This window comes from Rhodococcus sp. PvP016, from assembly GCF_017832185.1.
Lineage (GTDB): Bacteria > Actinomycetota > Actinomycetes > Mycobacteriales > Mycobacteriaceae > Rhodococcoides.
Genome location: NZ_JAFIBH010000001.1, coordinates 3,480,932 through 3,492,691 on the forward strand (window position 1 = coordinate 3,480,932; position 11,760 = coordinate 3,492,691).

The window sequence follows — 11,760 nt, forward strand, 5'->3', positions numbered from 1 at the left end:
CACGTGACAACTCTCTCGGCGCGACTGCGGCGAGCCTCCACCATGATGGCGGCGGTGGCGCTCGCCACCACGATGGCGGCGGCCTGCGCGCAGCCGGTCGAACCGGCCGCGACGACGGTCCCGGTCGCACCGGAGTTCCCCGAACCCGAGATGCCGATGGCACCGGACCTCACCGGCCGCCTGCAGCAGGCGCTCGACGGCGCGGCCGCGCGCGGCGCCACGCTCTCCATCGGCTTCCTCGACCGGGAGACCGGGACGTACATGGGTTCCGGTGACAACGACCCGATCGAGACGGCGTCGGTGGTCAAGTTGTTCATCGCCGACGATCTGCTCTACCGCTCGTCGCGCGGCGAGTTCGCCCTCGACGACGAGTCCCGCGCCCTCATCGCGCCGATGCTCTCGTCGTCGGACGACAGTGCGGCACAGGTCCTGTGGGACGCCGCCGGTGGATCCGACGTCGTGGGACGCGTCGCCGGCCGCTACGGCCTGCCCGCCACCGTCGCGTCGGCGGACGGGATCTGGTGGAACACCCGCACCACCGCAGCGGACCTGGTGCGGTACTACGACGCCGTCCTCGACGGCACCGGCGGACTGAACCCGGCGGACCGCGCGACCGTCGTCGGAGACCTCGAGGCCTTCACCCCCGAGGGGGCGGACGGCTATCCCCAGACCTTCGGAATCCCCCGGGCACTCCCCGGCGAGACGGTGCGCGGGGTCAAGCAGGGCTGGATGTGCTGTGTCGACGGACGATGGATCCATCTGAGCACGGGGTTCGTCGGAGAAGGTGAGCGCTACGTGGTGGCGGTGCTCTCGCGGGAGGATCCCTGGTACGGCGCGGACGGCGGCAGCGCGGAGACGACGGCCGACACCGCGGTGACCGACGACGACGGCGCCAAGCATGCGCGCGTCACCGTCACCGGCGCGCTGAAGATCTTGTTCCCCACCGGGGTCGTCGCCTGAGAGGCCGCGTCAGGGCAGGAGGTCGGGCCGGCGCTGAGCGGTACGCTCGAGCGACTGTTCGCGCCGCCATTGTTCGATGCGGGAATGGTTGCCGGACAACAGGACCGGCGGCACGTCCAGGCCACGCCACGTGGCCGGCCTGGTGTAGCCCGGCCCCTCGAGGAGACCGTCGGAGAACGAGTCCTGTTGGTGCGAGAGCTGATTGCCCAGGACGCCGGGCAGCAGCCGCGTCACGGCCTCGGTCATCACCAGCACCGCGGCCTCGCCGCCGATGAGCACGTAGTCCCCGATGCTGACCTCCTCGACGCGCACCCGCGTCGCCGCGTCGTCGAAGACCCGCTGATCGATGCCTTCGTAGCGACCGCACGCGAACACCAGATGATCCTCGCGTGACCATCTCTCGGCGGTGCGCTGGGTGAAGGGCACTCCGGCGGGCGTGGGCACCACCAGGATCGGATCGGCGTCGCGCATGACGTCGTCCAACGCGTCTCCCCACACCGTCGGCTTCATGACCATGCCGGGGCCGCCGCCGTAGGGCGAGTCGTCGACCGCCTTGTGCACGTCGTGGGTCCAGTTCCGGAGGTCGTGGACCCCGAGGGTCACCAGACCGTTCTGCACGGCCTTGCCCAGCAGCGCGGTACGCATGGGCTCGAGGTACTCGGGGAAGATCGTCACCACGTCGATACGCATGGTCACTCGCCGTCCAGAAGCCCTTCGGGCGGGTCGATATCGACGATCCGCGTCTCGCGGGAGACCGACACCACGATCGCGGACACGAACGGGACGAGCAGTTCGCGGCCGACGGTCTCGTCGGCCGGTGTGATCGACAGCAACTCCCCCGCAGCGGAGTGCAGCACCTCGCTGACCGTGCCGATCACCGTGCCCACCGACTCGTGACCCGGAGCGAACTGCACCGTCATCCCCTCGAGCTCGTGGTCGTAGAACTCGTCCGGATCGTCGGACGGGGGCAGGTCCGCGGTATCGACGACGAACAGGGTGCCGCGCATCGCGTCGGCGGTACCACGATCGTCGATTCCCTTCAGACGCAGCAGAAGCCGCCCGGAGTGCTCCCGGGCGGCTTCCACCGTGTAGTCGGTCGTGCTGTTGTCGCGCCGCGCGCGGCCGTGCAGGACGGATCCGGGAGCGAACCGCTCGTCGGGATCGTCCGTGCGGACCTCCACGACGACCTCGCCCTTGATGCCGTGCGACTTGGCCACGCGGCCCACGACGAGCTCCACGTCGGTGATCAGCGATCGGTGTCGACGACGTCGACACGGATCCCACGGCCGCCGATACCCGAGACGAGGGTACGGAGCGCGGTGGCGGTACGACCGCCACGGCCGATGACCTTGCCCAGATCGTCGGGGTGCACGTGCACCTCGACGGTCCGGCCACGGCGACCGGTGATCATCTCGACACGAACGTCGTCCGGGTTGGACACGATGCCGCGAACCAGATGCTCGACGGCGTCGGCGACCATGGTGCTCACAGGTGGGTCCTACTTCTCGGTGGACTCGGCGGTGGCGTCGGCGGTCTCGTCTGCCGGTGCGCTCTCGGCGTCGTCGGCCTTGGCGGCCTTCTTCTTCTTCGGCGTGGTGGCCTCGGCGACGGGCTCGTTGTCGGCGGCGGCGAGCGCAGCGTTGAACAGGTCCAGCTTGGACGCCTTCGGCTCCTTGACGCGGAGCGTGCCCTCGGCGCCCGGGAGGCCCTTGAACTTCTGCCAGTCACCGGTGATCTTGAGGAGTGCCTCGACGGGCTCGGTGGGCTGTGCGCCCACGCTCAGCCAGTGCTGCACGCGATCGGAATCGATCTCGATCAGCGACGGCTCTTCCTTCGGGTGGTACTTGCCGACGGTCTCGATGGCGCGGCCACCGCGACGGGTGCGCGCGTCGGCGATGACGACGCGGTACTGGGGGTTGCGGATCTTGCCGAGACGGGTGAGCTTGATCTTGACTGCCATGTGAAACGAAGCCTCTTTCGGTGTGGTCGCAGGACGCGACCGCTGGTCACGGCGCAATTCAGCGATGCGCACGGCATGCGCACCCGGTTTTGCGGTGGATGGGTGTTGTGACCGCCGCTCGGTACGGAACCGAAGACGGGCGAACAGCGCCTTATTCTGCCAGACGCCGCGCGAGCGTCATAATCCCAGCCCGGTCACCAGATCCGGCCGCGCAACACCACCACGTCCGGCGCCGACAGGACGTCCGGCCCGGTTCGTGGGTCGCTGGAGTAGAACACCAGATCCGCGGGTGCGCCGTGCTCGATGCCCGCACGCCCGAGCCACCGCCGCGCCGTCCAACTGGCCGCACCCAGGGCGTCGGTCGGCGACAGGCCCACGCCCACCAGCGCCGCCACCTCGTCGGCCACCCGCCCGTGCTCGATGCTGCCGCCCGCGTCGGTGCCCGCGTAGATCGGGACTCCGGCGTCGTGCGCGCGCCCCACCGTGTCCGCCACTCGGGCGTGCAGGTCGCGCATGTGATCGGCGTAGCGCGGATAGCGGGTGGCCGAGTCGGCGATCGACGGGAACGTCTCGATGTTGATGAGCGTGGGCACCAGCGCGGTTCCGTGCTCGACCATCATCTCGATGGTCTCGTCGGTCAGGCCGGTGCCGTGTTCGATGCAGTCGATGCCGGCACCGATCAGCCCGGGAAGCGCGTCCTCGCCGAAGACGTGTGCCGTCACGCGAGCGCCCTCGGCGTGGGCGGCGTCGATGGCCCGGCGCAGGACCGCGTCGTCCCACAACGGTGCGAGATCGCCGACCTCGCGGTCGATCCAGTCGCCGACCAGCTTGACCCACCCGTCGCCGAGGCGCGCCTGCTGAGCCACGGCCTCGGGCAGTTGCGACTCGTCCTCGAGATCGACGGCGAGGCCGGGGATGTAGCGCTTGGGCATCGCGATGTGCCGACCCGCGCGGATGATGCGCGGCAGATCCTCGTGGTCGTCGAGTGCGCGGGTGTCGACGGGCGATCCCGCGTCACGCAGCAGCAGCGCACCCACCTCGCGCTCGGTGGTGGCCTGCGCGACGGTGCCGTCGTGATCCTCGTGCCCGCCGCCGTACGTGATACCGACGTGACAGTGCGCGTCGACAAGGCCCGGAACGATCCAGCCGCCCCGCCCCACCGTCGTGGCACCGGGAACCGGATCCAGCGAGACGAGACCGTCTCGCACCCAGACGTCCACCTCGTCCTGGCCGGGCAGCACGACGCCGCGCAGATGCAGACTCGGCGAGATGCGCACCGCGTGCTCCGCCCTACTTCTTGGGGAGCTTCAGCTGCGACAGGTCGATGCCCTCGAGGCCCGGCGGAAGCTGGTCGAGCCCCTTCGGCATCGAGGACAGATCGGGCATCCCCGCGGGCATCCCGCCCGGCATACCGGGGAAGCCTCCCCGCACGCCCTTGGGCGGTGTGGGTCCGCGTCCGCCCTTCTTCCCCTTCTTGCCCTTCTTGTTGCTGCGCTGCACCTGCTTGCGCGCACCGGGCATGCCCATGCGGCCGGCCATCGACGCCATCATCTTGCGGGCCTCGAAGAAGCGGTCGACCAGCTGATTGACGTCGGAGACCTTGACACCGGAACCGTTGGCGATGCGCAGACGACGGGAGGCGTTGATCATCTTCGGATCGGCCCGCTCGGCGGGTGTCATACCGCGGATGATGGCCTGCACGCGGTCGAGCTGCTTGTCGTCCACCGACGCGAGGGCGTCCTTCATCTGACCGGCACCTGGCAGCATGCCGAGCAGGTTGCCGATCGGTCCCATCTTGCGGATCGCCATCATCTGTTCGAGGAAGTCCTCGAGCGTCAGCTGGCCGGACCCGATCTTCGCGGCGGTGTCCTCCGCCTGCTTCGCGTCGAAGACGGTCTCGGCCTGCTCGATGAGGCTGAGCAAATCGCCCATGCCGAGGATGCGGCTCGCCATGCGATCCGGGTGGAAGATCTCGAAGTCCTCGAGCTTCTCGCCCGTCGACGCGAACATGATCGGTCGACCGGTGACCTCGCGGACGCTCAGAGCGGCACCACCGCGGGCGTCACCGTCGAGCTTGGTGAGCACGACGCCGGTGAAGCCGACACCGTCCTGGAAGGCCTGCGCCGTGCTGACGGCGTCCTGGCCGATCATCGCGTCGAGCACGAAGAGGATCTCGTCGGGCGACGTGGCGTCGCGAATGCCCGCGGCCTGCGCCATGAGCTCGCTGTCGATACCCAGGCGACCGGCGGTGTCGACGATGACGACGTCGTACTGCTTCGCCCTGGCCTCCGCGACACCGGCGCGAGCGACCTCCACCGGATCCGCCGCCGTCACACCGAGGGCGTTCTCGCCGCCGCCGATCGACGTCCCCGGATGCGGCGCGAAGACCGCGGCGCCGGCACGCTCGCCGACGATCTGGAGCTGGCTCACCGCACCGGGGCGCTGGAGGTCGCAGGCCACGAGGAGCGGGGTGTGGTTCTGGTCCTTGAGCCACTTGGCGAGCTTGCCCGCAAGTGTCGTCTTACCGGAGCCCTGCAGACCGGCCAGCATGATGACGGTCGGCGGGTTCTTCGCGAACTCCACACGCCGGGTCTCGCCGCCGAGGATGCCGACGAGCTCGTCGTTGACGATCTTGACGACCTGCTGCGCGGGATTGAGAGCAGCAGAGACCTCGGCGCCCTTCGCGCGCTCCTTGATCCGGGTGATGAAGGCGCGCACGACCGGCAGTGCGACGTCGGCGTCGAGCAGTGCCAGGCGGATCTCGCGGCACACCGCATCGATGTCGGCGCCCGAGAGCCGACCCTTGCCTCTCAGATCCTTGAGGCTTCCGGTCAATCTGTCGGACAGTGATTCGAACACCGATACTCCTGAACATCGCGAGAGAAGTGAAGACTCCGTCGACCAGCCTAACGGTCGACGGACCCGGCGGTGGCCCGGCCCGAGGGGCACGTGGGTCCCCCCGGCGTACCTCAGTCGTCCGACTCGGGCTCCTTCGGACGCAGGGCGGGGACGACGGCCAGCAGCGCGCGCTCGAGCTCCTCGCGCTGAGCCCGTGAACTCGCGCCGCCCTCGGACGCCCCGCTGGTGTCGACGCAGAACGCGTCCACCACCGAGGATCCGCGGGTGGTGACCTTGGCCCAGCGCACGTCGGCACCGTGTTTCTCGAAGACGGACGAGAGCCGGCACAGCAGCCCGAGCCGATCCTCGGCGCGGACCTCGACGATCACGGAGTCACCGTCCGGACCGTCGAACCACAGCACCCGCGGCGGCGCCTGCGCGTACAGCAACACCTCCGCCGAGTCGAGCGCTCCGAGATCGTCGTCCGACGCGGCGATCCGCGCCCCGGCCTCCTTGAGGTCGAGTTGCGCGAGCAGGTCGAGGTCCCCGTCGAGTGCACGGATGAGCTCCTGACGCAGCAGGCCGGGCTGGGGCGGCGCTCCGAAGGTGGGTGTGACGACGAAGCGGTTGACCGCGAATCCGTTCGCGCTGACCACGGACGCGGACAGCACTCGCAACGCGGCCAGGGCGAGCACGCCGGACGCGTTGGACAGCAGGCCGAGCCTGTCCGGGGCGGTCACCGTCACCTCGAACGTGTGCGGACTGTCCGACGGCTGCAGATCGACGTCGACTCCGCCCTCGGAGGCCCGGGCCGCGAGCGCCGCGTCGATCGGATCGGGCGTCGGCAGCGATTCACCGGCCATGATCATGCGGCACCGTCGCACGAGCTCACCGATGAGCGAGGACTTCCAGTCTCCCCAGACACCGGGTCCTGTCGCGAGCGAGTCCGCCTCGGCCAGCGCGTGCAGGAGTTCGAGCAGGATCGGATCGCCGTCCAGCGCGTCGACCACCCGCTGCACCGTCGCGGGATCGTCCAGGTCGCGTCGGGTCGCGGTGTCCGGCAGGAGCAGATGGTGGCGCACCATCGCCTCGAGCAGCCGGACGTCCGACGGCCACAGACCGAGCCGCTTGCCCACCTGCGTGGCCAGGTCCGCGCCGACGATGCTGTGGTCTCCCCCGCGGCCCTTGCCGATGTCGTGCAGCAACGCCCCGAGGACCAGCAGGTCGGGCCTCGCGACCCGGGTGGTGAAACCACTCGCGTGCGCGGCGGTCTCGACGAGATGGCGATCCACCGTCCAGGTGTGCACGGCGTCGCGCGGCGGGAGGTCGCGCACCGCCCCCCACTCGGGAAGCAGACGCCCCCACAGGCCCGTCCGGTCCAGAGCCTCGATCGCGTCGATGGCGCGGCGACCGGAGCCGAGGACCACCAGCAGGTCGTTGAGTGCCTCCTTCGGCCACGGCTCGCGCAGTTCCGGAGCACTGTCGGACAGCCGGCCCAGGGTCGACGCGGACATCGGCATCCCGGTCACCGCGGAGGCCGCCGCGACACGCATGATCAGTCCCGGATCCTTGTTGGGGCGGGCGTCCCGCGCCAACACCACCTCGCCGGCGTGCTCGACGACCCCCTCGTCCAGGGGCCGACGCACAGGTACCCGGCGGAGCCGCGAGAGTCCGCGTCGCGGTATGGCATTCGCGGCGGTACGCAGGCCCACGTCCGTCGAGTAGACGATGGTGCGCGCCGAATCACTCAGTACGCGTGCAAGATCGAAGCGATCACCGATGCGGAGCGCGGCGGCGATCTCGTCCGCGTCCTGCGCTCGCAGCTGATCACGGGCACGGCCCGCCACCCGGTGCAGCTCGGTACGGACGTCGAGGATCCGCCGGTGAGCGACATCCAGTCCACCGCCCGGTGATTCGGGCCCGAGACCCGGCATCGCGTCGGTGAGCTGCGCGATGGAGAGCGCGTCGAGCAGCTGCACGTCGCGCAGTCCGCCGCGTCCACTCTTGAGATCGGGCTCGGCCCGGTGGGCGATCTCGCCGCTACGCCCCCAGCGAGTGCGGGTCAGCGCGTGCAATTCATCGAACCGATCGCGGATCCCGATGCGCCACTGACGCCGGATCCCGTCGATCAACATCGAACTGAGTTCGGCGTCGCCCACGATGTGTCGGGCGTCGAGCAGACCGAGGGCCGCGGTCATGTCGTGGGCGGCCACGTCCAGAGCCTGCGGAACCGTGCGGACACTGTGATCGAGCTTGATGTGCGCGTCCCACAGCGGGTACCAGAGTTGGTCGGCCACACCGCTGACGAGCGCCGGATCGAGATCGTCGTGCAACAGCACCAGGTCCAGGTCCGAGTACGGCAGCATCTCGCGGCGACCCAGCCCGCCGACGGCGACGATGGCGAATCCGCTGTCCGGCTTGATGCCCACCTCGGAACCCTTGGTGGTCAGCCAGAACTCGTGCAGATCGACGAGCGCCTGGCGCAACGCCGTCGCGTCCAGTCGTCGGTTCCGGCCCTGGCCGGCGAGCAGTTGCTCGCGCGCTCGGACGAGATCCGCCGCTGCTTCGGAACCTCCCACGGGGCTCACTCCTTCTGGTGTCGTGTCGCCGAGAAACAGATCGGCCGCGGATCCCCCCGTCGAACGAGGCGGATCCGCGGCCGGACCGACGGGAACTACAGAGCGTCGGAGCCACGCTCGCCGGTGCGCACGCGCACGACGGCCTCCACGGGCGAGACCCAGACCTTGCCGTCACCGATCTTGCCGGTGCGGGCTGCCTCGACGATCACCTCGACGACCTTGTCCACGGCCGCATCGTCCACGACGACCTCGACGCGCACCTTGGGAACGAAGTCCACGGAGTACTCGGCACCGCGGTAGACCTCGGTGTGGCCCTTCTGTCGGCCGTACCCCTGCACCTCGCTCACGGTCATACCGAGAACGCCTGCCTGCTCGAGAGCCGTCTTGACGTCCTCGAGAGTGAACGGCTTGACGATTGCAGTGATCAACTTCATGTCTCACGCCTCCTTGCTGGGAACGCGTCCCAGTGTTGACCCACCGAGTGCCGCAAAGTCGTAGGCGGTCTCGGCATGTTCCGATTCGTCGGCTCCCATGGATTCACCATCGTCGTCGATCCGGAGGCCCACGGTGTACTTGACGATGAGCGCGACGATGGTCGTACCCACCAGAGAGTAGAGCAGCACCGCACCGGCACCGACTGCCTGACGCCACAGCTGGTCGAACCCGCCGCCGTAGAACAGTCCCTCGACACCGGCCGGTGCCTCGGAGGTGGCGACCAGTCCGACGAGCAGCGTGCCCACCAGACCGCCGACGAGGTGGACGCCGACGACGTCGAGCGAGTCGTCGAAACCGAACTTGAACTTCAGGCCGACGGCCAGTGCGCAGAGCACACCGGCGACGACGCCGATGACGAGCGCACCGAGGATGTTGACCGAGGAGCAGGCCGGGGTGATGGCAACGAGTCCGGCGACGATGCCCGACGCACCACCGAGACTCGTCGCGTGCCCGTCACGGATGCGCTCCGTGAGGAGCCACGCCAGCATGGCTGCGGCCGTGGCCGCGATGGTGGTGACGAAGGTGGCACCGGCGATGCCGTTGGAGCCGACGGCGGAACCGGCGTTGAAACCGAACCAGCCGAACCACAGGAGACCGGCACCCAGCATGACGAACGGCAGGTTGTGGGGGCGGAACGGAGTGCCCGGCCATCCCTTGCGCTTGCCCAGGATGATCGCGAGAACCAGACCCGCGGCACCCGCGTTGATGTGGACGGCGGTACCGCCGGCGAAGTCGACTGCGGCGAGCTTGTTGGCGATCCAGCCGCCGGTCGTGGTGGTGACCTCGTCGAAGGAGAAGACCCAGTGCGCGACCGGGAAGTAGACGAGGGTCGCCCACAGTCCGGCGAACAGCAGCCACGGTCCGAAGCGCATGCGGTCGGCGACCGCGCCGGAGATGAGCGCGACCGTCAGGATCGCGAACATGGCCTGGAAGGAGACGAACACGGTCGCGGGGATGGTGCCGACGAGCGGGATCGCGGCATCGGTGAGGACACCGGCCTCGTCCTCGGAGGCGAGGTACGTTCCGCCGATCAGACCCTTCAGGCCGAAGTACTGGAACGGGTCACCGATCAGGTTGCCCTTGTCCTCGCCGAACGTGACCGAGTAGCCGTACAGCACCCAGAGAACGCCGACGACGCCCATCGCGCTGATGCTCATCATGATCATGTTCAGCACGCTCTTCGCGCGGACCATGCCGCCGTAGAAGAATGCAAGACCCGGAACCATGAGCAACACGAATGCCGCGCTTGTCAGCATCCATGCGGTGTCACCGGTGTCGGGCGCACCGATAGTGGGAAAATCCACCTTGAGCCTCCTCCTTCTTCCTCGCCCCAGCCGATGGCGGCTGACGACCTGAGGAGAAGGGTGCTCACTCGACGTTTCGGCGACGACACTGCGGTGTTTCGTCGGTGTGAACGCACAGCCGAATCATGTTGCGACCGTGTTGCGTCTCGGTCTTTTCACCCGATTCGGCCGCCGAGGACTCGACGAGAGTCGCATTCTCGGCGGCCCGAGCGGGGCTCGCGGTCAGCCCAGAAGAGCGTCGACGAACGCGCCGGGCTCGAACGGAGCGAGGTCGTCGGCGCCCTCGCCGAGGCCCACGAGCTTCACCGGGACACCGAGTTCGCGCTGCACCTGGAACACGATGCCGCCCTTCGCGGTGCCGTCCAGCTTGGTCAGCACGACGCCGGTGATGTCGACGACCTGAGCGAAGACGCGGGCCTGCGCGAGACCGTTCTGACCGATGGTCGCGTCGAGCACGAGCAGGACGTCGTCGACGGGCGCCTTCTTCTCGATGACGCGCTTGACCTTGCCCAGCTCGTCCATCAGTCCGGTCTTGGTGTGTAGTCGGCCCGCAGTGTCGATGAGCACGGCGTCGACCCCGTCGGCGATGCCGCGCGTCACGGCGTCGAACGCGACGGCGGCCGGATCGGCGCCCTCCTTGCCGCGCACCACCTCGGCGCCCACGCGCTCGGCCCAGGTCTGCAGCTGGTCGGCCGCCGCGGCGCGGAACGTGTCGGCCGCGCCCAGCACGACCCGACGACCGTCCGCCACCAGGACGCGGGCGAGCTTGCCGGTCGTCGTGGTCTTGCCGGTGCCGTTGACGCCGACGACGAGCAGGACGGACGGTCGGTCACCGTGCGGCAGCGCACGGATCGAGCGGTCGAACGACGGGGTGAGCTGCTCGATCAGCACCTCGCGCAGCAGGGCGCGGGCCTCGGGCTCCGTCCGCACGTTGCGCACGGCCATCTGCTCACGCAGCGTCGCGACGATCTCGGCGGTCGCCGCGCTCCCCAGGTCGGCGACGAGGAGGGTGTCCTCGACCTCCTCCCACGAGTCCTCGTCGAGGTCGCCGCCACCGAGCAGTCCGAGCAACGACCGGCCCACGGCGTTCTGCGATCGTGACAGTCGACCGCGCAGCTTGGTCAGCCGGCCCGACGTGGGCTCGATCTCGTCGAGCACCGGAGCGGAGCTCGCCGGTTCGGCGGGCGCCTCCTCCTCCACCGGAGGAACGACCACGGGCGGGGTCTCGACAGGCGGTGCCTCCGTGGCCGGAGCGGGCTCGTCGAGCACCGGGTCGGGTAGCGAGATGTCGGTGATGCCGCGCTTGGGTGCGTCGCGAGGAACCGACGCGTCGTCACCGACCCGCGGCTGATCGTCGGTGTCGGTGCGCTCGAGGGTGGGTTCGGGGGTCGGCTTCCGGGGCGCCGGCGCGGGCGGAGCCGCCGTGCCCTGCGAGAAGTCGAATCCGGTGCCGGCCTGGTAGCCACCCGACCGGTCGACCTCGCGGACCTGCTCGGTGGCGTCCGGACGGGCCAGGGAGATGCGGCGACGACGCTGCAGCACCAACCCGACGACGAGCACGACGACGAGCAGTGCGAGGACGGCCGCCACGACGATCCACAGTTCGGTAGTCACGTCGACCATC

At 69.4% G+C, this 11,760-nt stretch carries 11 protein-coding genes; 1 reads left to right on the forward strand and 10 read right to left on the reverse strand.

Annotation, left to right across the window (positions count from 1 at the left end):
* Positions 1–3 precede the first annotated feature (3 nt).
* Positions 4–960: a serine hydrolase gene (locus tag JOE30_RS16210; RefSeq protein WP_307806204.1), complete on the forward strand. Its 957-nt coding sequence runs from the start codon at positions 4–6 to the stop codon at positions 958–960.
* 9 nt (positions 961–969) lie between these two features.
* On the opposite strand, the gene trmD is transcribed toward JOE30_RS16210, so the two are convergent.
* From trmD to ftsY, 10 genes are all read right to left on the reverse strand, one after another.
* Positions 970–1,650 (reverse strand): tRNA (guanosine(37)-N1)-methyltransferase TrmD, encoded by a 681-nt coding sequence (trmD, locus tag JOE30_RS16215; RefSeq protein WP_204870464.1) that lies wholly within the window; start codon positions 1,648–1,650, stop codon positions 970–972.
* Between the two features lie 2 nt (positions 1,651–1,652).
* Positions 1,653–2,198 (reverse strand): ribosome maturation factor RimM, encoded by a 546-nt coding sequence (gene rimM / locus JOE30_RS16220; RefSeq protein WP_204867870.1) that lies wholly within the window; start codon positions 2,196–2,198, stop codon positions 1,653–1,655.
* A gap of 8 nt (positions 2,199–2,206) precedes the next feature.
* Complete coding sequence (locus JOE30_RS16225; RefSeq protein WP_027505019.1) at positions 2,207–2,449, reverse strand: RNA-binding protein; 243 nt, start codon at positions 2,447–2,449, stop codon at positions 2,207–2,209.
* A 9-nt stretch (positions 2,450–2,458) separates the two neighbouring features.
* Positions 2,459–2,920, reverse strand: coding sequence for a 30S ribosomal protein S16 (gene rpsP, locus JOE30_RS16230; RefSeq protein WP_204867873.1), 462 nt, complete (start codon positions 2,918–2,920; stop codon positions 2,459–2,461).
* A gap of 194 nt (positions 2,921–3,114) precedes the next feature.
* On the reverse strand, positions 3,115–4,179 hold the full coding sequence (locus tag JOE30_RS16235; protein ID WP_204870465.1) for an amidohydrolase family protein: 1,065 nt from the start codon (positions 4,177–4,179) through the stop codon (positions 3,115–3,117).
* Between the two features lie 31 nt (positions 4,180–4,210).
* The gene (gene ffh / locus JOE30_RS16240) at positions 4,211–5,779 is read right to left on the reverse strand and encodes a signal recognition particle protein (RefSeq protein ID WP_204867875.1); all 1,569 of its coding nucleotides are present in this window, start codon (positions 5,777–5,779) and stop codon (positions 4,211–4,213) included.
* Between the two features lie 110 nt (positions 5,780–5,889).
* Positions 5,890–8,376, reverse strand: coding sequence for a [protein-PII] uridylyltransferase (locus JOE30_RS16245; RefSeq protein WP_204870466.1), 2,487 nt, complete (start codon positions 8,374–8,376; stop codon positions 5,890–5,892).
* A 56-nt stretch (positions 8,377–8,432) separates the two neighbouring features.
* Positions 8,433–8,771, reverse strand: a complete 339-nt coding sequence (locus JOE30_RS16250) for a P-II family nitrogen regulator (RefSeq protein ID WP_027505009.1) — start codon at positions 8,769–8,771, stop codon at positions 8,433–8,435.
* Positions 8,772–8,774: 3 nt separating this feature from the next.
* Complete coding sequence (locus JOE30_RS16255) at positions 8,775–10,136, reverse strand: ammonium transporter (RefSeq protein ID WP_204867878.1); 1,362 nt, start codon at positions 10,134–10,136, stop codon at positions 8,775–8,777.
* Positions 10,137–10,358: 222 nt separating this feature from the next.
* Complete coding sequence (ftsY, locus tag JOE30_RS16260) at positions 10,359–11,759, reverse strand: signal recognition particle-docking protein FtsY (RefSeq protein WP_204867880.1); 1,401 nt, start codon at positions 11,757–11,759, stop codon at positions 10,359–10,361.
* Position 11,760 lies beyond the last annotated feature (1 nt).

What these genes read in the sequence shown, in the direction of transcription:
- trmD (WP_204870464.1), bottom strand. Translation starts at nt 1,650, where the DNA reads ATGCGTATCGACGTGGTGACGATCTTCCCCGAGTACCTCGAGCCCATG.
- rpsP (WP_204867873.1), bottom strand. Translation starts at nt 2,920, where the DNA reads ATGGCAGTCAAGATCAAGCTCACCCGTCTCGGCAAGATCCGCAACCCC.
- JOE30_RS16250 (WP_027505009.1), bottom strand. Translation starts at nt 8,771, where the DNA reads ATGAAGTTGATCACTGCAATCGTCAAGCCGTTCACTCTCGAGGACGTC.
- ftsY (WP_204867880.1), bottom strand. Translation starts at nt 11,759, where the DNA reads ATGGTCGACGTGACTACCGAACTGTGGATCGTCGTGGCGGCCGTCCTC.